The sequence below is a fragment of the Hymenobacter monticola genome, from assembly GCF_022811645.1.
Classification (GTDB): domain Bacteria; phylum Bacteroidota; class Bacteroidia; order Cytophagales; family Hymenobacteraceae; genus Hymenobacter; species Hymenobacter monticola.
On record NZ_CP094534.1, the window covers coordinates 2,848,445 to 2,869,073 of the forward strand.

Annotated in this window: 18 protein-coding genes; 14 read left to right on the top strand and 4 right to left on the bottom strand. The window is 53.9% G+C overall.

The features are described from left to right. Window positions 1-107 precede the first annotated feature (107 nt). The 11 genes from MTP16_RS11890 (at window position 108) to MTP16_RS11940 (ending at window position 11,925) form a co-directional block, all read left to right on the top strand. Window positions 108-1,451, top strand: coding sequence for a UDP-glucose dehydrogenase family protein (locus MTP16_RS11890; protein ID WP_243508726.1), 1,344 nt, complete (start codon window positions 108-110; stop codon window positions 1,449-1,451). Between the two features lie 134 nt (window positions 1,452-1,585). Further along, entirely contained in the window at window positions 1,586-2,545 is a 960-nt protein-coding gene (locus tag MTP16_RS11895; RefSeq protein WP_243508728.1) for a UDP-glucuronic acid decarboxylase family protein, read from the top strand. 3 nt (window positions 2,546-2,548) lie between these two features. Continuing rightward, on the top strand, window positions 2,549-2,956 hold the full coding sequence (locus tag MTP16_RS11900) for a sugar 3,4-ketoisomerase (RefSeq protein ID WP_243508730.1): 408 nt from the start codon (window positions 2,549-2,551) through the stop codon (window positions 2,954-2,956). A 41-nt stretch (window positions 2,957-2,997) separates the two neighbouring features. Further along, entirely contained in the window at window positions 2,998-3,900 is a 903-nt protein-coding gene (locus tag MTP16_RS11905) for a GNAT family protein (protein ID WP_243508731.1), read from the top strand. A gap of 70 nt (window positions 3,901-3,970) precedes the next feature. Further along, window positions 3,971-4,909 carry a glycosyltransferase family 2 protein gene (locus tag MTP16_RS11910; RefSeq protein ID WP_243508733.1) on the top strand — a complete coding sequence of 313 codons (939 nt, stop codon included), beginning with the start codon at window positions 3,971-3,973 and terminating at the stop codon, window positions 4,907-4,909. A 122-nt stretch (window positions 4,910-5,031) separates the two neighbouring features. Further along, on the top strand, window positions 5,032-6,975 hold the full coding sequence (locus MTP16_RS11915) for a hypothetical protein (protein ID WP_243508736.1): 1,944 nt from the start codon (window positions 5,032-5,034) through the stop codon (window positions 6,973-6,975). A gap of 198 nt (window positions 6,976-7,173) precedes the next feature. After that, on the top strand, window positions 7,174-8,277 hold the full coding sequence (locus MTP16_RS11920) for a DegT/DnrJ/EryC1/StrS family aminotransferase (RefSeq protein ID WP_243508738.1): 1,104 nt from the start codon (window positions 7,174-7,176) through the stop codon (window positions 8,275-8,277). A 163-nt stretch (window positions 8,278-8,440) separates the two neighbouring features. Then, window positions 8,441-8,857 carry a sugar 3,4-ketoisomerase gene (locus MTP16_RS11925; RefSeq protein ID WP_243508740.1) on the top strand — a complete coding sequence of 139 codons (417 nt, stop codon included), beginning with the start codon at window positions 8,441-8,443 and terminating at the stop codon, window positions 8,855-8,857. Beyond that, the gene (locus MTP16_RS11930; RefSeq protein ID WP_243508742.1) at window positions 8,854-10,062 is read left to right on the top strand and encodes a formyltransferase family protein; all 1,209 of its coding nucleotides are present in this window, start codon (window positions 8,854-8,856) and stop codon (window positions 10,060-10,062) included. Before MTP16_RS11925 ends, MTP16_RS11930 begins: the two co-directional genes overlap by 4 nt. 25 nt (window positions 10,063-10,087) lie before the next feature. Continuing rightward, a complete protein-coding gene (locus MTP16_RS11935) occupies window positions 10,088-11,035 on the top strand; it encodes a glycosyltransferase (protein WP_243508743.1) in 948 nt (315 codons plus the stop codon). 50 nt (window positions 11,036-11,085) lie between these two features. Then, window positions 11,086-11,925 carry a DUF5672 family protein gene (locus tag MTP16_RS11940; protein ID WP_243508745.1) on the top strand — a complete coding sequence of 280 codons (840 nt, stop codon included), beginning with the start codon at window positions 11,086-11,088 and terminating at the stop codon, window positions 11,923-11,925. 792 nt (window positions 11,926-12,717) lie between these two features. Here MTP16_RS11940 and MTP16_RS11945 read toward each other — a convergent pair. The 3 genes from MTP16_RS11945 to MTP16_RS11955 all read right to left on the bottom strand — a co-directional run bounded on the left by MTP16_RS11945 (window position 12,718) and on the right by MTP16_RS11955 (window position 16,323). Continuing rightward, window positions 12,718-13,746: a hypothetical protein gene (locus MTP16_RS11945; RefSeq protein WP_243508748.1), complete on the bottom strand. Its 1,029-nt coding sequence runs from the start codon at window positions 13,744-13,746 to the stop codon at window positions 12,718-12,720. Window positions 13,747-13,938: 192 nt separating this feature from the next. After that, window positions 13,939-15,213, bottom strand: a complete 1,275-nt coding sequence (locus tag MTP16_RS11950; protein ID WP_243508750.1) for an MBOAT family O-acyltransferase — start codon at window positions 15,211-15,213, stop codon at window positions 13,939-13,941. A gap of 51 nt (window positions 15,214-15,264) precedes the next feature. Continuing rightward, entirely contained in the window at window positions 15,265-16,323 is a 1,059-nt protein-coding gene (locus tag MTP16_RS11955; RefSeq protein WP_243508752.1) for a hypothetical protein, read from the bottom strand. Between the two features lie 227 nt (window positions 16,324-16,550). Here MTP16_RS11955 and MTP16_RS11960 point away from each other — a divergent pair, with 227 nt between their 5' ends. From MTP16_RS11960 to fcl, 3 genes are all read left to right on the top strand, one after another. After that, window positions 16,551-17,555: an STELLO glycosyltransferase family protein gene (locus MTP16_RS11960; RefSeq protein ID WP_243508754.1), complete on the top strand. Its 1,005-nt coding sequence runs from the start codon at window positions 16,551-16,553 to the stop codon at window positions 17,553-17,555. Between the two features lie 121 nt (window positions 17,556-17,676). Beyond that, on the top strand, window positions 17,677-18,651 hold the full coding sequence (locus tag MTP16_RS11965; RefSeq protein WP_243508756.1) for a glycosyltransferase family 2 protein: 975 nt from the start codon (window positions 17,677-17,679) through the stop codon (window positions 18,649-18,651). A gap of 48 nt (window positions 18,652-18,699) precedes the next feature. Further along, entirely contained in the window at window positions 18,700-19,653 is a 954-nt protein-coding gene (fcl, locus tag MTP16_RS11970; RefSeq protein ID WP_243508757.1) for a GDP-L-fucose synthase, read from the top strand. A 192-nt stretch (window positions 19,654-19,845) separates the two neighbouring features. Here fcl and MTP16_RS11975 read toward each other — a convergent pair. Beyond that, a protein-coding gene (locus MTP16_RS11975; RefSeq protein WP_243508759.1) for an IS5 family transposase occupies window positions 19,846-20,600 on the bottom strand; the annotation gives its coding sequence in 2 pieces (ribosomal slippage) (window positions 19,846-20,267 and window positions 20,267-20,600; 756 coding nt in all). Window positions 20,601-20,629 lie beyond the last annotated feature (29 nt).

Below are 20,629 nucleotides of genomic sequence, written 5' to 3' on the forward strand. Positions count from 1 at the left end.
TTGTTTGCCGGCGCGCTACCGGTCGGTCACCGATGATTACCTAAATTTGCCGCTAATTCATCTTGCACCAAACCGGCTAAGACCAGAGGTTACTATTTCCAAAAAATATGAAAATCGCAATTGTAGGCACTGGCTACGTGGGCTTGGTGACGGGTACGTGCTTTGCTGAGGTCGGCATTGACGTGACGTGCATCGACATCGACCAGAAGAAAATCGACAACCTGCACCAGGGCATCTTGCCGATTTATGAGCCGGGCCTCGAAGAAATGGTGACGCGAAACGTAGAGAAGGGCCGCTTGCACTTCTCCACCAACCTTGGCGAAGCCATCAAGGATTGCGACGTGGCCTTCATCGCCGTGGGCACGCCCCCCGGCGAAGACGGCTCGGCCGACCTGAAATATGTGCTGGCCGTGGCCCGCGGCATTGGCGAAAACATGAACAGCTACGGCGTCATCGTGACCAAGAGCACGGTGCCCGTGGGCACGGCCGCCAAGGTGCGCGCCGAAATTGAGCAGGCCCTGGCCAAGCGCGGCGCCGACATCGAGTTCGACGTGGCGTCCAACCCCGAGTTCCTGAAAGAGGGCGCCGCCATCGACGACTTCCTCAAGCCCGACCGCATTGTGGTGGGCGTGTCGTCGGAGCGCGCCGAGGACGTGATGCGCCGCCTCTACAAGCCCTTCCTGCTCAACGGCCACCCCATCATCTTCATGGACATTCCGTCGGCCGAGATGACGAAATACGCGGCCAACTCCATGCTGGCCACCAAAATCAGCTTCATGAACGACGTGGCCAACCTGTGCGAAATCATGGGCGCCGACGTGAACAAGGTGCGCCAGGGCATCGGCTCCGACGCCCGCATCGGCACCAAGTTCATCTACCCCGGCATTGGCTACGGCGGCTCCTGCTTCCCCAAAGACGTGAAGGCCCTCATCAAAACCGCCGCCGAAAACGGCTACCAGATGCAGGTGCTCCAAGCCGTGGAAAGCGTGAACGACAACCAGAAGTCGGTGCTGTTCAACAAAGTAAGCCGCCACTTCGGCGGCGACCTGCGCGGCCTGAAAATTGCCGTGTGGGGCCTCTCGTTCAAGCCCAAAACCGACGATATGCGCGAGGCGCCGTCGCTGGTCATCATCGAGAAGCTGCTGGCCGCTGGCTGCACCGTGACGGCCTACGACCCCGTGGCCATGAAGGAGGCTGAACACTCGCTGGGCGACCGCATCACCTACGCCAAAGACGAATTCGCCGCGTTGATTGACGCGGATGCGCTGCTGGTGGTGACGGAATGGCCCGATTTCCGCTCGCCCAATTTTGAAGTGGTGGCCCGCCTCATGAAGCAGAAAGTCATCTTCGATGGCCGCAACATCTATGAAGCCAGCGAACTGAAATCTCTGGGCTTTGCCTACCACTGCATCGGCGTAAAAACCGACCACCAGGAGCCGGTAAAGGCCTAACCACAATACATCATCTGTCATCCTGAGCGCAGCGAAGGACCTTATCACGGCTGCTATTGAAAGGATGACCATTCACTCATGCGACGCGAACGTGATAAGGTCCTTCGCTGCGTTCAGGATGACAAGAAAAATATATGACCAACAATACCCCCGACGATAAAAAGCGCGTCCTCATCACCGGCGGCGCCGGGTTTCTGGGCTCGCACCTCTGCGACCGGTTCCTGAAAGAAGGCTACCACGTCATTGCCATGGACAACCTGATTACGGGTTCGCTCCAGAACATTGAGCACCTGTTCGGCCGGCCCGATTTCGAGTTTCACCAAGCCGACGTGAGCAAGTTCGTGTTCGTGCCCGGCAAGCTCGATTACATCCTGCACTTCGCTTCGCCAGCCTCGCCGATTGACTACCTCAAGATTCCGATTCAAACCCTGAAAGTGGGCTCGCTCGGCACACACAACCTGCTGGGCCTGGCCCGCGTGAAAGGCGCCCGCATGTTGATTGCCAGCACGTCGGAAGTCTACGGCGACCCGGAAATTCACCCGCAGGTGGAGGAGTACTTTGGCAACGTGAACCCCGTGGGCCCGCGCGGCTGCTACGACGAGGCCAAGCGTTTCCAGGAAGCCATTACGATGGCCTACCACAACCACCATGGCCTCGAAACGCGCATCATCCGCATCTTCAATACCTACGGTCCCCGGATGCGCCTCGACGACGGCCGCGTGCTGCCAGCTTTCCTCTCGCAGGCCCTGCGCGGCGAGAACCTGACCGTATTCGGTGACGGCTCGCAAACCCGCTCGTTCTGCTACGTCGATGACTTGGTGGAAGGCATTTACCGCTTGCTGCTCAGCGACTACCACCTGCCCGTGAACATCGGCAACCCGTCGGAAATTACCATCAAGGAGTTCGGCGAAGAAATTGCCCGCCTCACCGGCGTTGAGTTCAAGCCGACATACCAGGCCTTGCCCGAAAATGACCCCATGAAGCGCCGGCCCGATATCACCAAGGCCAAGGAAATTCTGGGCTGGGAGCCCAAAGTGGACCGCGCCGAAGGCCTGCGCCGCACGCTGGAATACTTCAAAGAGCACGTGAAGTAGCGCATGACCGAGCCCTACCTAATTCAGTTTCCAAAGCTAGGAGCTCCGGAAATTGGCTATATTTCTGTGACGGAACAGCAAAAGCTGGTGCCATTCGAAGTACAGCGTATTTTCTGGACATACTATACCCCTGAAAGTATCGTGCGCGGCCGACACGCGCACCACTCTACCCAACAGGTGCTGATTGCTGTGGCGGGCCGCATCATCGTGACCACCGAGCTGGCTGATGGCCGCCTCGAATCTTTCCGACTTGAAGACCCTAATATGGGGCTGTACGTGCCGCCGAATGCTTGGCATACCATGCAATATTCGCACTCGGCTGTGCAGTTGGTATTTGCTTCGGCGCCCTACCATGAAGCCGACTACATCCGGTCGTACGAAGACTTTAAGCGCATATGGCAGAGCAACTAGCCACCGCGCCCGACCCCAGCCTAATTGCTGCCCGAGCGGATATGCTAGCATGGCATTCGCCGGTCAGCTTCCTCCGAAATATTCCGGTGGCGGTGCAGCAGGTACGCTACGGCACCGGCACGGCCGCGCGTTTCGGTGCCCATGCGGGCGAGCAGGTGCTGCCCATGGCCGCGCCGGCCACGGGGCAGTGGCTGCTACGGCATTTGCCGTGGGATACCCAGTTTTTCGGCACCGATACCTACCGGTTGTTTACAGGGTTGTTTGACCGTGAATCCGCAGCCAACTTGGCTGCGGCGGCAGTTGGCCTTCGGGTCGAACTCGCACGCCGTGGACCGTATTACGCCTTTGGAATGGTGCCGGCCGAAGACACGGCCCTGCTCCAGGCCCTGACGGCGGGCGGATGGCAACTGGTAGAAACGCGACTGAATTTCTACCGGCCTACGGCCGACCCGTTGCCGGTGCCTCCGCAGGCCGTGCGCTTCGCCCGACCCGAAGAAGCCGAGGCTATCGGCCGGGTATCGGCATCGGCGCGCAATGATTACGACCGGTTTCATGCTGACCCATGGTTCGGTGATGCCCGCGCGGATGCCATGCTGGCCCGCTACGCTGAAGCCGCTGTGAGGGGAAACTACGCCGATGCCGTGCTGGTGCCGGCCGAAGCTGGACTTCCCGTCGATTCATTTTTAGCCATTGGTGATGCACCGGCCGAGGAAGGTGTGCCGGGCAGCGCTACATCGCGCGTATTGCTTACCGCTGTGGGACCGCAGAACCGAGGCTGGCACCTGAAGCTGGTGGCCGAAGCCATCCGGCGCGCCGCCCAGACCGATGCTTCCTACGTGCTGATGACGACGCAAGCGACCAACCGTGCAGTGTTTCGGACCTGTGAAAAGCTGGGCTTCTGCCTAGGCAGCACCACGCACGTTGTGGCCTGCCACGGCCGCTAAGCGGTGTGGCCCTTACACGTCGCGGTTGGCGCAGCATCAATAAATTTGAATCAGAATTTAGTCAACCGATATGCCGAAGCTTTCCGTCATTGTTCCCTGCTATTTCAACGAGGAAAATATTCCGGTCACCGTATCCGGCCTAATCAGCAACGAAGCTAATTTCCCCGCCGAAGTATCTTTCGAATATGTCTTTGTCGACGATGGCTCGGGCGATGCGACTGTGGCGGCCCTGCGGCGCGAGCAAGCCCGCTACCCCGACCGGGTGCGGGTGGTGGAACTAGTGGCCAATGTGGGTTCCTATAATGCCATCGTGGCTGGGATGGAGCACGCTACCGGCGACTGCATGTCTATCATTACAGCCGACCTGCAGGACCCGCCTGAGCTGATGATGCAGATGTATGATTATTGGACCAAAGGCTTCAAACTAATTATCGGCAACCGGCAAGACCGTGAAGAGGCCGGTTTGAACCAGACCTTTGCTAAAATATTTCATTGGTTAATGAAGCATCTGGCGTTGCGCAATATTCCCGACGGCGGCTTCGATTTTGTCTTTTTCGACCGGCAGGTGTGCGACGAAGTAGTGCGGATGCAGGAGCGCAACAGCAATCTGTTTTACCTCATGGTATGGCTAGGGTATGCCTACGTGAACATCCCATATGTGCGTCGCAAACGCGAAATAGGAAAATCGCGATGGACCCTGCAAAAGAAAATCAAGCTATTGCTTGATTCGCTGTTGTCTTTCTCTTATTTCCCCATCAGGGCCATTTCGGTACTTGGACTGGGCCTGGGGGGCGTGGCGTTCCTCTACGGTATTTATATAATCGGGCTGAGACTTTTGGGCGGTAGCGGTCCAACTGGCTGGACCGCACTGATGGTTGTTATTCTATTTGTCGCGGCCTTTCAGATGGTTGCGCTGGGAGTAATTGGGGAGTATGTATGGCGGGGGTTAGACGCTGCCCGCCGTCGACCTCTGTATGTGGTGAAGCAGTATGACGGAGCAATAAAGTAGGTGCACAGAAGCCAATCCCCATTATCAATGAAAACGCAGTGCCAACCCAAGATTGCGCCATGCAGTGACATGCGTTTGCTACTGCCACGCCATGGCGCGTTTCACAGTTTCTTATTGTCTCAATGAATCTGTTCTTACCGAATCTAGTGTTGACCTTACTGGTCCTGGTTATTGCTTACGCTTTGGGCCGGTTATTGTTAGGGCGTGCTGCCGAAGCGTCCGAGCCTTACTTTGGCGTCATGCTGGCTCTAACCTGTGGACTGAGCTTGCTGGTCGGCCTCTACGCGGTGTTCCGGACGGCCGGACACACCATTTTACTGCCTGTGCCCTTGCTGCTAGGATGGGTGGTGTGGAAGCAACGGGGCAGGGCTCCCGGGCAGGCGCCCGCAGTGTCACGCGCTTTCGTAAATGTATTGCTAATGGGGGGACTGCTCTACACGGCACGTTTTCTCTGCTTCTACAATCCCAGCTCTTCTTATCTGCTGACCCCATTTGAGGATTTCATCTTCTACGCCCGAGTGAGCGTGGCCCTAAACCAGATGGGGGTCGAAAGCATCGCTTTAGAGTCGGTATTCCCGCAGTTTATTGCTGCTCAGCCATACCACTACTACGAGTTATGGCTGAATGCATTGTTGGTGCAACTGACAGGATGGTCGGCGCTGTGGTGCCTTTGCCTGACTAGCTACACCGTGCTGCTAACAATCGTGGTACTGGGTATTCGAGCCATTGTGGCCCACTTCGGGAAGTCGGCGCGCTGGGCTTGGGGACTGACGTTACTGCTTTCGCTGAGCAGCGGGGTCAACTGGCCGGTCTTTACGCGCTTTGCATTCACAAGAAACGGTAGCCTGCTGGCTGGCAGCCGTCTTTTTCTCATGGAGCCCAAACTGGCGCCCATCGCCGTATTCATCGCTCTTGGCACGCTGCTGCTGGTTAGGCGTCGCTACGATTTAGCTGGGTTGGTGCTGGCCGTTATTCCGTTGGTATATGTAGCAACGGGGCCAGCCATTGGGGGCAGCGTGGTCATGCTAGCCGGGTACCTGCTACTAAGCCGGCGGGCCACCCTTGCAGAAGTGCTGGCGCTTTTGGGTCCCATCGTGCTGGCCGTAGGATACTTCGGCCTGTTTTACGCGTTGCAACCTGCTCCTGTTGAATTGCCACAGGCTGGAAATACGCTGTTTGACGAAATTGTGCCAAAGCTTTCGCAAGCCCGGACGTTGCTCAATCTGTTTATCGGCACTCTGCTGCTGTATGGCTTGTATTTCAGCCTGCCATTGGCGGCGTGTGCCGTGGTGGCTACCCGCCTCACGCGCTTGCGCCAATGGCAAGCGCTGCTTCCCGTGCTGGTGTGGATGGGCGGTGGAATGTTGCTGGCTGCGGCGGGGTACAGCCTGGCATCGCGCTTCATCGATGCGTTTCAGTTCTCGGGTAACGTTACGGGCGCGTTGCTACCGGTTGGGTTGGCCGTGCTATTGGCCTCGGCTTTCCCATTGGTATCTGCTTGGCGGCGGGCAATAGCACTGCTGTTATTATCTGTTGCCGTAGTCGTCAATTATTATCCGCTGTTCCAAAACAAAATCCAGGCGCAGCAGGAGAGAACCTACGCTGATGGGTTTCTGCGGCAGGTACAGGACGCCTTACCTGACAAGAACGTGCGGGTTGGCTTCTTGCTGAGCGACAATGACTACAAAAACACCTATATGCTTTCGGAGGATACATACGCAGCAGGAACCTACGTAGCCGGGCTCAGCAATAAATATGACTTGATAAGCCTTTCGCTCTTTGCGGTCGACAGCTTGACTACCGACCCGCGGTTTCAACGAGATTCTGTGCAGGCCCGCCAGCGCCTGCACAGTGCCAGCCTGTACCGTTACTCCCGGCTGAGGCCCGCGGCACCGGCGGCGACGTTGGAAAGCATGCAATACCAGTTCGTTAAGCAGTTTGATATTGCATTCATATGCGTGTCCGCAACGGCCACGTTGCCAAATTCCTTGCGACAGCTGGTTGAACGAGAAATCAGGGACCCAAGGTCCGGCGAAAAATTCTATGTGCTCAACCACCCACAGTAAATAAAAAGGAATCGCATTGTACCCTTGCTGCCGTAAAATGAAGCGGAGTGCTATTGGCCGAGTTCATGCGTCATTCCGAGCTGAATGAGCGGTTTAAGGAGCAATGGCGCGCCTTGAGCGCCGAAACAGACTTTTCTGCCGCTGTTCCCAACTGGCAGTGGCTATCTTTGTGCCCCGACCCCCTTTGCCTGTTATCGCATGATTGTTCCTTTTCTTTCTTTCGCTCCGCAACACGACCCCATCCGTTCCGAGGTATTAGCCGCAATGGCCGATGTTTATGATAAGCAATGGTACGTGCTGGGCGACCAGGTGAAAAACTTCGAAGCGGAGTACAGTGCCTTCAACGAAGTGCAGCACACCATCGGTGTGGCCAACGGCCTCGATGCGCTGCACCTAGCTCTCAGGGCCCTGAATGTAGGTCCCGGCGACGAGGTGATTGTCCCGAGCAATACGTACATCGCTACCTGGCTGGCAGTCTCCTACGTGGGTGCCACCGTTGTGCCAGTTGAGCCCAACCTGCAGACGTATAATCTCGACCCCGCCCGTCTCGAAGCGGCCATCACCCCTCGCACTAAAGGTATTATGCCTGTGCACCTCTACGGCCAAGCCTGCGAGATGGAGCCCATTATGGAAGTGGCCCGCAAGCATGGCCTGTGGGTAGTGGAAGACAATGCCCAGGCCCAAGGCGCAGCTTGGGCGGGCGGCCTCACCGGCACTTTTGGCGCAGCCAACGGCACCAGCTTTTACCCCGGCAAAAACCTTGGAGCCTTAGGCGACGCCGGGGCCGTGACCACCAACGATGAAGCGCTGGCCACCAAAATTCGCACCCTGCGCAACTATGGTTCGCAACAGAAGTACTACAACGAAGTAATCGGCCAGAATTCCCGCCTCGACGAGTTGCAAGCCAGTGTGTTGCGGGTTAAACTCCAGCACTTGGCCGACTGGACAGCCCAGCGTCAGCAAGTGGCCGCCTGGTATGCCCAGCACCTCGCCGAGCTGGGCGACCTCGTACTTCCCACCGTCGCGGCTGGAGCCACTCACGTTTACCACCTCTACGTAGTACGCACCGCCCGGCGCGAGGCCCTGCAGCAGCACCTCACAGCCCAAGGCGTTGGCACACTCATTCACTACCCCGTGCCGCCGCACCGGCAGCAAGCCTACGCTCACCTGCACATGCCCGCTGGTGCTTTCCCCATTGCTGAGGAAATTGCTAACACCGCGCTGAGCCTGCCCATGTGGCCCGGTATGCAGGAAGATGACGTCGTCCGGGTAGCCGCGGCAATGCGTTCTTTTTTTGAATAATTGCCGCTGGAGTTGCCGCTTCGAATATTTTTTGCCAAGATGTTCGAGGCGGCAATTATTGCTAATTACGGGAAAGTAGGATTGAAAACAACGCTGTTGCAAATCAGATTTAATTTGAATCGCGTTGAGCGGAAATTATTGTTGATTTTTTAGATACGTAGTAATGGAAGGCCCTAGGTTTATTGACTTTCCCAAAATAGGCTCCTCTGCCTTAGGATATATTTCGGTGGCCCAGAATAGTGCGCTTCCTTTCGAAATTAAGCGGGTGTATTGGACCTACTTTACCCCCGATTCTATGATAAGGGGCCACCATGCGCATCACGAACTGCAGCAGTTGATATTTGCTACCAGCGGTATCATTGAGTTCACGTTAGAGGATTTGGATGGTAATCAGCAAACGTATCTATTGGATTCACCCAATAAAGGCCTATACATTCCACGTCTGTATTGGCGCACGATAAAATTTTCGCACAACGCAGTACTGTTATGTTTGGCGTCTATGGAATACGAGGAATCCGATTACATTCGTAGCTATTACGAATTTACAAAGTTGCGTGCCGACAGTTCCGATTTATCATGAAGCCGATAATCTGTATTGCCGGTAAAAACGATATCGCGGCTAACGTACTCACTTTTGTAGCAAAGCACTATGACGTGGCGCAGGTATTTGCGGTCGCCAACCGAGATGATACCGGGCATTCTACTTGGCAACAATCACTCACTGCTACTGCGCAACGGCTAGGCGTTGAACTCATTATCTTAGAGCAGGCATACGCCATACCTCAACTACATTTTTTTTCGGTAGAATTCGACCGGATTGTATTACCTCAAAGGTTCAGTAGCGGTGCGCAGCTCTACAATATTCACTTCTCATTACTACCACGTTACAAAGGCGTGTATACGGCCATCTGGCCAATTTTAAACGGTGAAACAGAAACCGGTGTGACACTACACCGCATGGAAGCCGGAATCGATACCGGGCCCATTATTCATCAGCGCAAAATAACGCTCGGTCCTAACGATACTGCGCGTGATGTATATCATAGCTGTCTTGCGCTTGGCCACGAGGTCCTATGCGAGTTTATTCCGCAGTTGGTGGCTAAACCGCTCGCCGGTACGTTGCAGCCTGCAATGGGCTCTACCTATTATGGACCTAAGTCAATAGATTTCGCTAATCTGCCAATTGACTTGCGCCAAACGGCTTTTCAGGTTCATAACGCAGTGCGCGCCTTTACATTTCAGGAATACCAATTGCCCAGCGTGCTGGGGAGGCGGGTTCGGGCATCGCATATTACAACCACCGCCAGTACGGCCAAGCCTGGTACGATATTGGCAGAAGATGCCGAATTCTTTAGCATTAGCACGATAGACTTTGACCTTCAGCTGGTGAAGGATTATTCGATAGAGCTTTTGCAGGCGATTGACGCTGGAGATGAAAAGCAGGTAGAAGCCGTGTTGCCCTATGTACCTGATTTGGAAGTGCGCACCCGGCAAGGATGGACGCCTTTGATGAAAGCGGCTTACGCCAATCATTTGCCAATAGCCAAAGCATTGCTCGCTGCTGGTGCCGACGTGAACGCCACGACAAAAAAGGGAACAAGCGTGCTCATGTACGCCAAAACGGCCGCTGCCCAATCAGGCAATTTAGCGTTAGTAGAGTACCTGCTGCTAACCGGTGCTGATGTCAATGCAAAAGACATAACTGGTAAGTCGGTGCTGGATTATGCTGAATTGGAAGGTAATCCAGCGGTTGTGGCGCTGTTGGCTAGCAGAATAACCTCTTAGCTTATTTAATTGCGTAATAATTTAGATGAATAGCAATTTTCCTTTAGTATCCGTATTTGTTGCTTCGTATAATAATGCTCGGTATATACAGCAGTCACTAGAGAGCGTACGGCAGCAAACCTACCCATCCATTGAACTCATCATTGTGGATGATGCTTCGACCGACAGTTCGGTAGAGGTAATTCGGGAATGGCTGACCCAAACTGGCTATGAGGCTAAATTTATTATCAACGAAACTAATTTAGGCGTATGTAAGTCGAGCAATGTTTTTCTAAGTCACGCCACTGGGACTTACATCTCATGGCTAGCTTCTGATGACATTATGCTGCCGCAGAAGCTGGATACTCAGGTTACATTGCTGGAAAATAGTCCTCAAAAGGTTGGGGTTGTGTACAGTGACGCCGTGGTGATTGGAGCTGATAGTAAGCAATATTTCAGTCGCTTCATTCAAATGCACCGGCAGTTTGTCGATGTTCCGCAGGGCTATATCTTCCCTGTGCTGCTGCAAGACAATTACATTCCGGTGATGACGGCACTGTTTCGCCGCAGCTGTTTTGATGAATGCGGCTGGTACGATGAAGACTTGAACTACGAAGATTGGGATATTCTACTACGCTTTGCCCGTAAATTCGAGTTTATATATTCTGATTATGTAGCAGCCCAGTATCGCGTCCATAGCGCTAGCTTAAGCCAGAAGTTACAGAGCCTAACGTCTCTGGAAAGCAGTTTTAAACTGCTATACAAACATATAGCCATCAATGCCGAATGTGATGCGATTATCAAGGGCAAACTTCGGCACCTGCTTGACCGGATGTATTATCTGAAGTCGCCCCGGCAACGGGAGTATATGGAGAAATACTACGCCTACTTCAACGACGAGTGGCTATTCAAATTTGCTCTAAAATCGGGCCTGCCTTACTTCCGATTGCTGCGCATTCAGCGTTTGCTGGGTCGCTTCACGGGCAAAGCTTAGTCTAACCAATCATGTTGGGCCGAACGTACCTTTCCTATAGTTAAACCGCCATGAACCAGCCCGTTGCCATCGTTGTGCCCGCCTACAAACGATTCGCGGACCTCACCGAGAGCGAGCGGATTTCCTGGCGACAGTTCACGGACGTGTACCGTGCATATCCTTTCGTGCTGGTTTGTCCAGACTCGCTGGATGTGAATGGGTACACAAATTCTGCCTTGGCGCACCCGGTGCAACTCGAGCGGTTTGCCGACAGCTACTTCACCGGTACGGCTTCTTACAACAAACTGATGCTGTCGCTGGATTTTTTTCAGCGTTTCGCCGACTACGAGTACATGCTGCTGTGCCAGCTCGATGTATTCGTGTTTCGCGACGACCTGCCCGAATGGTGCGCCAAGGGATATTCCTATGTGGGACCGCCTTGGTTTGCGGGCTTTGAGCCACCGCTGGCCGAGGCCCGGCTATGGGCAGTGGGCAATGGCGGCTATTCGTTGCGCAAAGTGGCCGACTGCTTGCGGGTGCTACACACCCGGCAGGCTATTTTTTCGTGGTCCACGCTGCTGCGCGAATGTTTCTCGCCAGGACTGAAGAAGGGGCTGCTACAGTTGCCTGCCTTCCTGCGGCGCGGGCTGCTAGCTAACCAAACCCATCACACCCGCAATGACTACCCTGCTCAAGAAGATGTATTTTGGAGCATCATCTGTGCCGACCGGTTTGCTTGGTATACCGTGCCCACGCCAACCGAAGCCTTGATGTTTGGCTTCGACTACCATCCTACATTGATGCTGGAGTTAAACGGCGGACGCCTGCCCATGGGGTTCCATGCCTGGGACCGGCACCGCAATGAATTTTGGACAAAGCTGTTTGCTGAGCGAGGATATAACCTGAGGTAAGGTTAATTACGGTATAGCTATTGACTGGTGCGATATTTTTTGGTGATGGTCTGCCAGGCATGATTAAGGCAATGGCGTTTTATAGTCACGAACCAGCTATGGGGGCGGTGTGCCAGCGACCAATTGCGCAAGAATGGCAGCAACGGTGGGCGGACCAAGTACTAGTGCAAGGATTGTCCTTACCAAGACTACCTGCACCCGGCCAGGCCGAACGGGCGGCGCGCTAATCGCTAGTGAAAAATCTCTTAATCGAACGCAACTTATAACGCAGCATTGTTCGGACTGCCAGCGTTTCGCGCATGCCGTGGCAAAGCTGGCAAAAAAAAAGCATGGTAGCCAAGCCCATTCTTGCCGCGCCTGCGGCCGAGAAATGTCTAGCGCCGCATCTGGGAGGCGCTTGGACCGGATGAAATGTGAACATTTCTGGGCCGCCAAAACGCAAGGTTTGGCTTAATCTTACCGTTGAGTGGACCAGCCGGCGTGAGCACTAAGCCGAAGCCACAATGCGGCCACCGCCCTGAGGCTCTCGCAGGCCATGCCAACTGCTATAGCCGACACTTCGCTGACCTATTCCCCGCATATATATATGCTTCCGAGTTAGCAGCATCGACGCTGCCCCAATGGCGACGGCGGCACGAACATCGTCGAAGCCATCAATTGTTCCTTGCGCCAGCGCTGTGGGGTGCTCGTCTGCAAGTCCTTCGCCTTCAGTGAATTGTTGGCTGTGCACACCACATAAATTAAAATTGTGGTTGATAATCATAACCTCATGTTACCTTGGAGCACCGCCGTTTATTTTGACGAGTCTATAGGCTTTGAAGTATATATTTCACGCATGATTTCCCGGCCAACCGATGGACGGTAGTGCATATCTTCATAATAATTACCCACGACCTGAGTGAATTTATTAACACCGCTGAAATCATGAACGTGCTCAGCACCGAATATGCGTTGCATACAGGACAAATCAGCTGGATTAAATACGACTTGTTCATACATAGGACTGATGACAATTTGATATTTGGTGTGGTGCTTCTTAAAAATATTGTGAATAGCTACTAGTTGTTGAATCTGTTCAGCTCCTGTAACCGATTGAGCAACAGTTGGCTTCGCATTTCTAGGCCATAAGCGCTTATTTCGATTGTAGAAGCCAATTGAATCAGCATGAATTTCCTGTTCGATGTCAGGTAGAGACATATCATTGGTTACTGGGTCGAAATGAACGCGGCGGCTTTCGAACATTTCATCCATTTCCGATGTGGATTTATGAAGAAAGCGCTTTTGATAATAGCTGAAAAAGAATAGGTCCGAAAAATAAGCCTTGAGGAAAGAGAAGTGAAATGCAAAAGGCCATTCCCCAGTAATACGCGGGTCTTTACGTCGGAAGTGAGAGTCAAAGTCTTTGACTTCTGCTAAGAGTTCTGAGTCAACTATTAGCAGCGCATTATTTATTTCTTGGCTGTGTTGCTCTATGAATAGCAATTTCTTCCATATTCCGAATAAAGACTCACCAGATGCATCGTAGTGGAATGAAAGACTATCATTTGTGTACTTACGCCAATCACGAATGGAAAAAGCCATAGTTCGTGAATTGCCCAAGATGAATGATGTATATTTTCGTTTGGCAGAAGTGTTTATATACATCTCTGTGCTGACATAGTCTCGATTAGGAATAGTAATGAGATTGTCAGCAAAATCAGGATATTGGTAAAGAACCCAGAATGGGTCAAATATAATGTAAGAAGCAATTAAGAGTAGAAAAGGAATGCTTAGTAAAAATATTTTACTAAGTAATTGCTTTGCTTTGAATAAATAGCCCATTTAGAATTGAAAATAAATGAATTGTACATGCTCAAACGCGCCTAACAAAGCGATATAAAGGACTATTCCATAGTATAGGCTCCAACGTAGTGCAGTAGGTTGTTGAGTCACCCAGGTGCCTATATTAATTTGAAAACGGCCTTGCATCGTTTCGACGAACAGTAATATACTCAAACCTCCTACTAGAGAAATTCACTCAATTGGCTTGTAAAATATCAGCAAAGAGGAAAGACCTGTAAAGCTAGTGCCATGCCAGTTGGACTTGGCGCTTTCGGCCATGCTGCGTATAATTAAAAAGGCGTCGGAAATTGTGTTAGCACGGAAAAATATCCAAGCAAAAGTGACTAAGATGAAAGTGGTTGAAATAGTGATTACAGAATGATTCAAAAAGGAGAGTCGAGTTTTCTGAATTATAAGTTGGCGCGTATCCTTTGTCAGCCTGCCAAATATTTGATAAAAACCGTGTAAAGCACCCCAGGCTATGAATGTCCAATTTGCTCCATGCCACAGACCGCTGACCATAAATACGAAAAATAAATTGAAATACCCCCGTGGAATAGAGACGCGGTTGCCTCCGAGGGAAATATAAAGGTAGTCTTTAAACCAAGTGGATAGTGAAATATGCCAACGCCGCCAAAACTCCCCTATGCTTTTGGAAAAATAGGGACGGTCAAAGTTTTTCATTAGCTCAAATCCCATTACGCGGGCTGTGCCTAATGCCATATCAGAGTAGCCGGAAAAATCGCAGTAGATTTGGATGGCGAAAAAGACAGTAGCTATTATAACTGGCAGCCCATGAAAATAATTCGGTTTATTGTATACCTCATTTACCATGAAAGCAAGTCGGTCTGCTACAACAACCTTTTTGAATAGTCCCCAAGCCATCAAGCGAAGTCCACTTGTGACATTATCGTAATTAAATGATTTTTTCTCGTGGAATTGGTAAAGAACATTTTGGGGACGTTCTATAGGGCCGGCAACTAACTGCGGATAGAACATTACATAAAGAGCATAAATACCGAAGTGCCTTTCTGCTGGATAATTACCGCGATACACTTCAATAGTGTAACTCATAGCCTGGAAAGTATGAAACGAGAGTCCGATAGGAAGGATAATATTCAGTAAGGGCAGTGATGCATGGTAATTACTTATATGAAGTAATTCGTTTAAGTTAGCAATAAAAAAATTGTAGTATTTAAATACGGCAAGTACACCAATATTTGCAACCAAACTCATTGCCAAGTAAAACTTGCGCTGATTCCCTCTTGCATTCTCGATGAGGATACCGGCATAATAATCAATAATAATAGTTAAAATTAAAATTAATAAGTAAATAGGAATAAACGCCATGTAAAAGACACAGCTTGCTATTAATAAATGAATCCATCTGTGTCGATGAGGTAAGATGAAATAGATAGCTGTAACGATAGGAAAAAAGACTAAAAATTCAAAAGAATTGAAAAGCATGGACTTGACTTGTTTTAATTGAGACGTTAATTACTGTTAGCTATAGGATTTCTATATTTTAAAATTGTTCAGTATGTTCAATAATTCTTCAGCCCGCACCGAAGTGTAATGTTTATCCAGAATAGCTCGATGCGCATCAAAAGAAGGAGACTGCTGCTGAAGATAACCGCCGAGGGTTTGCGCAAACTCTTCGTAAGACGTAACGTTCGGACACACCTTGTTCAGCTCATAATAGCGGGTTTCGGCATTGTCGGGGTACTTGCCCAGTAGCAGGCACTGCGCCGCCAGTAGTTCCAGGTAGCGGGGCGTGACGGGGTTGAAGCCGCCGGTGCGAATTTCACCACCATCGATGCCGGGGGTGCTGTAGAACGATATTTTGCTGGCCCGCAACAGGCTAATGTAGTCTTCGCGGCTCTGAAACTTCCCTACCAGGCCGCTCTTGTTCGAGGCGTAGTAGTATTCGCCATCAATCTCCTGCTGGTAGAGGTATTCCGTTTCGGGGTGTTGACGGACGTACTCGTCCAAGTAATCGCGCAGCACCTGGTTGGTCCGGATGTTGAGCCGGCCGGCCAGTAGAATGTCGTATTTTTTTTCGTAACGCGTTTCAGGCAGCAGTCGGTAGCGGTCGGATAGGCTAAGGGCCAGGTGGGCCAGGTTGAGCGGGCAATTGTGCTCTTGCATATATTGCAACGCCTCCAAGCTGGAAATGAGCACCAGCGGGCAGCGGCGGTACGTGCGGCCAAAGTCCTGCGCTCCGGCGGGCGTGGGCGGTTTCCACAGGTCGATGAGCAGCGGAATGGTCTTGGCGGCCGTGGTGAAGTTGGGCTCGCGCGCCGGGTATAGCTCGTGCGCTAAGCTATAGGCATCGGCAGCCTGCACCGAGGGCCGGCCCAACTCCAAACGGTTGTTGATGTAGTCGAGGAGGTCGCCGCTCAGCTTGTTGTAGGCCGGCTTGGTGTACCGGTTTATCAAGGCCTTGCGAAGGGGCGTTTTAGCGTCGATAACGGGCACCCCTAACGCCGCCGCTAGGTCATCTTCCCACTCGTAGATAAGATGAAAAGGCGGCGATAGCTCGTAGGCACGGGTAGAAAGGATATTCGCAATTCGCATAAAAACTAACCTGGCAGCAAAAGGAGATGGCCAAACAAAATCCAAAAGTAGCGCATCGGGTGGGATAAACAGGCCTTTTATATTCAATGAGCCGCCGCATTCATGCTAAGGCCGGCATTCGTCCATATGGAAGTAACCTCTCTAAAACTTACGCCGTATCTTTGCGCCGCCGTCTGCATCCCGGCAGGTTTGGTCCAACATCCGTTTTTTTCGCTAGTCATTTCTCAATGTCGAATCCACGTACCAGTATTGTCATCACTTCCATCTTTGCGCCCACCGAGGCAGTGGTTAAGTTCGCCAACCTGCCTGATTACAAACTGGTAGTAGCCGGCGACCGAAAGTCGCCCGCCGATTGGAACGCGGCCAATACCACCTATCTCGACGTGGCAGCACAGGAAGCCGCTGGCTTTCGCATGAGCGAAAAGCTGCCTTTCAACCACTACGGCCGCAAAATGATGGGCTACCTGCACGCCATTCGCGAGGGCGCCGAGGTGATTGTGGATACCGACGACGACAACATTCCGTACGATGACTGGGCTTTCCCGGCCATGGAGGGCCAATTTGCGACTGCGCCAGCCGGCAAGGGGTTCGTTAATATTTACAAAAACTTTACCAGCCACCACATCTGGCCGCGCGGCTACCCGCTCGACCTGATTCTGAACCAGGACCACAACCTGAAAGAGGAAGAGTTGCAGCCCCAAGAAACCAAAATCGGTATCTGGCAGGGCCTTGCCGACTCGGACCCCGACGTGGACGCCATCTACCGGCTGGTAGACAACACCGAGATTTTCTTCGACAAGCGCGACCCCATCGTATTGCCCGAAGGCACACTTTGCCCCTTCAACTCGCAAAACACGCTGGTGCGGCGCGAACTGTTCCCGTTGCTTTACCTGCCGGCTTACGTCACATTCCGCTTCACCGACATTCTGCGTGGGCTGGTGGCCCAGCCCATTATGTGGGCGCATGGCTACCGGCTGGGGTTCACCCAGGCCACGGTGCTGCAGGTGCGCAACCCGCACGACTACGTGAAAGACTTCGAGTCGGAAATTCCCTGCTACCTGCACCCCAACCGGGTAATTGCGGCCGTGCAGCGCGCGCTGAAACCCGGCCATTCGGTGGCCGAAGACCTGCGTGCGGCCTACGCTGAGCTCGCTGCAGAAAACATCGTGACGGCCCAGGAAATCGAGTTGCTCGACCTGTGGCTGGCCGATATGGCCGCCCTGACCGCTTAAATGGCATTTGGAAGCAACCGGTGGTAGCGCGCGTGTGCACCACCAGTTGCTCCGCCGCCGACTGCTGATTTCAGCCCTACTGCAGGCGTCCGATGCCCGCGGCAACACGTTCGTTTTTCTCATGCAAAAGTTTCCTTCTGTTTCCGTTGTCATTCCTTCCTGGAACCAGGGGCGTTTCATTGGCCGAACCCTCGACAGCATTCTGAAACAAGACTACCCCGGCCCGATACAAATTATTGTGTCAGACGGGGGCTCTACCGACGAAACCGTGGAGGTTCTGCAGCGCTACGGCGACCGCATCACCTGGTGGTCGGCCCGCGACGAGGGCTTTGTTGATGCCGTTACCAAGGGGGTGGCGCGTGCCACCGGCGAGATTCTGGCGGTGCAGAGTTCCGATGACTATTACCTACCCGGGGCATTCCGGGCCATGGCAGCCGGCTTCGCTCAATATCCTGAAGCCAGCTTCATCTCCGGGGGCGAGTATGCCATTGACCTGGCCGGCAACGTGGTGAGCAGCGGCAACCCGAGCGGCGAGATTACGCCCCGCACCATTCTCTTTAGTACCATTCCGCCACAGCATGCCACGTTTGTTAAGCGGCGCTACTTCGAAGAAACCGGAGGCATGCGCCGCGCCGTGGATATGTGCGCCGACATCGACCAGTGGTACCGCATTGCGCACCTAGCCCACGGGCACTACATTCCCCAGATGTTGGCCGTGTACCAACTGCATCCCGACCAGCGCACCGTCACTTCCGATAAATGGTTTCCGAATCTGGTAAAGATGGTAGAAATAACTGAGGAGGAGCCCCGCTACGGCAGCGTATTCCGACTGAATGACGAGGAGCGGCGCAACCTGTATACCTACTGGGAAATCAACTGGACCAGCAAGCGCGACCCCGCCGCCGGGCGTGCCATTGCCTTGCGCCATCTGCCCAACTTGTTGAGCTTCACTACCCGCACCCGTCGCATGATACTTGGCAACACTGTGAATCAGGTAGCCCGTAAGGTGCTGCCGCGGGGCCTGGTGAGCGCCTTAAGGCCAACAGCACCTGTCGTAGAGGCTGCACGGCCGGATTTGGACTGGTGGCGAGCCTAAGCAAACTGGTTTAGACACCATCAATTACTATTTTCTGGACATAATCTGATGAATAAAGAAGCCAAGATATACGTGGCCGGACACCGCGGCATGGTCGGTTCGGCCATGATGCGCCGCTTGCAGCAGGCCGGATACCACAACCTGATTACGCGTACTTCGCAGGAGTTGGACCTGCGCAACCAGGCGGCTGTGGCCGATTTCTTCGCTGAGGAAAAGCCAGAATATGTGGTGCTGGCGGCGGCCAAGGTGGGAGGTATTGTGGCCAACAACGTGTACCGGGCCGATTTCCTGTATGAGAACCTGATGATTGAAGCCAACGTCATTCATCAAAGCTACCTGCAGGGCGTGCAAAAGCTGCTTTTTCTGGGTTCTTCGTGCATCTATCCCAAGATGGCTCCGCAGCCTTTGCAGGAAAATGCTCTGTTGACCGGCCCGCTCGAAGAAACGAATGAGCCTTACGCCGTAGCCAAAATCGCCGGCATCAAGCTTTGTGATGCTTACCGTGCGCAGTATGGCTGCAACTTCATCTCGGCCATGCCCACCAATTTGTATGGCCCGCACGACAATTACGACCTGAAAAATTCGCACGTGCTGCCGGCCCTTATTCGTAAGTTTCACGAGGCCAAGGCCAGCGGAGCTCCCGAAGTAGAGGTGTGGGGCAGCGGTACGCCGCGCCGCGAATTTCTGCACGCCGATGACCTGGCCGACGCCTGCCTCTGGCTGCTCGAAAATTACAACGAGCAGGGCTTGGTGAACATTGGCACCGGCGAAGACCTGAGCATCCGCGAGCTGGCCGAACTGGTTAGCCGTACGGTGGGCTACGAAGGCCAGATTCGCTTCAATACCGACTACCCCGATGGTACCCCCCGCAAGCTCATGGACGTGAGCAAGCTGGCCGGGCACGGCTGGAAGGCCTCCATTGGGCTGGAAGAGGGAATAGCGGCCGTGTACGCGGCCTTCCAACAAGGCGACGCCAAAAACAGCGCTTTGGCAACAGCGTAACGGTGCGACAGGGGGCGGCCGCCACCCTTTTCGTTGGCAAAGCCGTCCGGCCATTGTCTCGGTCCGGGTATCGGGGCCGCCCTGTGAGCGAATAGGGCGTGCCCAGTTGGCTGCGTGAACCAACTCGTTGGTACTGCCACGCGTCGTTCGCGTCTGTTCAGACGCCAATCATCTCTTATTGCCTAGGAAGTGTTAACAATCGCGCAGCCAGAGCACAGTTGCTGCTAAGTGAATAAAAGCCAGAAAATGCCGGTCCAACTTGTCGTAGCGCGTGGCCACGCGTCGAAATTGCTTGAGGCGGCTGAAGAGTCGCTCGATGGGGTGGCGCTGGGCGTAGCGGGCCGGGTCGTAGGCCCGCGGGTGCCGGCGCTTGCGCCGGGGCGGAATCACGGCGTGGGTGCCGCGGGCAGCCAAAGCGGCCACCAGCGGGTCGGAATCGTAGCCCCGGTCGGCGATGAGGTGGACCGGGGCCAAGCCCTCGAGCAGGGGCAAGGCTTGCGGGGCGTCGTGGCGCTGGCCCGCCGTGAGGCAGCAGCGCACGGGCCGGCCGCGGGCGTCGGCCACGGCGTGCAGCTTGCACGTCAGCCCGCCGCGGCTGCGGCCGAGGGCCTGCGGTCCGTTTTTTTGCGCGCCCCGGACGCGTGCTGGTGGGCCCGCACGGTGGTCGAATCCACCAGCAGCGTGTGCAGGGCGGTTTCGTCCTGCACGGCCTCGAACACGCGTTGCCACACACCCGCGGCCGCCCAGCGCTGGAAGCGCGTGTACGTCGTGTGCCAGTTGCCGCGTTCCGGCGGCAGGGCCCGCCACCGCGCCCCGTTGCGCGCCAGCCAGAGCACGGCTTCCACGAACTGGCGGTTGTCGCGCCCGCGCCCACCGCTCGTGCCTTCCCGACCCGGCAAGAGGGGCGCCAACCGCGCCCATTGCGCATCCGTGAGCATTCTTTCCATGCCCCAAACTACCAATCACTGTTAACACT

Coding starts and splice junctions, on each gene's coding strand:
- MTP16_RS11920 (WP_243508738.1), top strand. CDS start 7,174: ATGATTGTTCCTTTTCTTTCTTTCGCTCCGCAACACGACCCCATCCGT.
- MTP16_RS11960 (WP_243508754.1), top strand. CDS start 16,551: ATGTCGAATCCACGTACCAGTATTGTCATCACTTCCATCTTTGCGCCC.
- MTP16_RS11965 (WP_243508756.1), top strand. CDS start 17,677: ATGCAAAAGTTTCCTTCTGTTTCCGTTGTCATTCCTTCCTGGAACCAG.
- MTP16_RS11905 (WP_243508731.1), top strand. CDS start 2,998: ATGCTAGCATGGCATTCGCCGGTCAGCTTCCTCCGAAATATTCCGGTG.
- fcl (WP_243508757.1), top strand. CDS start 18,700: ATGAATAAAGAAGCCAAGATATACGTGGCCGGACACCGCGGCATGGTC.
- MTP16_RS11915 (WP_243508736.1), top strand. CDS start 5,032: ATGAATCTGTTCTTACCGAATCTAGTGTTGACCTTACTGGTCCTGGTT.
- MTP16_RS11895 (WP_243508728.1), top strand. CDS start 1,586: ATGACCAACAATACCCCCGACGATAAAAAGCGCGTCCTCATCACCGGC.
- MTP16_RS11910 (WP_243508733.1), top strand. CDS start 3,971: ATGCCGAAGCTTTCCGTCATTGTTCCCTGCTATTTCAACGAGGAAAAT.
- MTP16_RS11930 (WP_243508742.1), top strand. CDS start 8,854: ATGAAGCCGATAATCTGTATTGCCGGTAAAAACGATATCGCGGCTAAC.
- MTP16_RS11900 (WP_243508730.1), top strand. CDS start 2,549: ATGACCGAGCCCTACCTAATTCAGTTTCCAAAGCTAGGAGCTCCGGAA.
- MTP16_RS11950 (WP_243508750.1), bottom strand. CDS start 15,213: ATGCTTTTCAATTCTTTTGAATTTTTAGTCTTTTTTCCTATCGTTACA.
- MTP16_RS11945 (WP_243508748.1), bottom strand. CDS start 13,746: ATGGGCTATTTATTCAAAGCAAAGCAATTACTTAGTAAAATATTTTTA.
- MTP16_RS11890 (WP_243508726.1), top strand. CDS start 108: ATGAAAATCGCAATTGTAGGCACTGGCTACGTGGGCTTGGTGACGGGT.
- MTP16_RS11955 (WP_243508752.1), bottom strand. CDS start 16,323: ATGCGAATTGCGAATATCCTTTCTACCCGTGCCTACGAGCTATCGCCG.
- MTP16_RS11940 (WP_243508745.1), top strand. CDS start 11,086: ATGAACCAGCCCGTTGCCATCGTTGTGCCCGCCTACAAACGATTCGCG.
- MTP16_RS11935 (WP_243508743.1), top strand. CDS start 10,088: ATGAATAGCAATTTTCCTTTAGTATCCGTATTTGTTGCTTCGTATAAT.
- MTP16_RS11925 (WP_243508740.1), top strand. CDS start 8,441: ATGGAAGGCCCTAGGTTTATTGACTTTCCCAAAATAGGCTCCTCTGCC.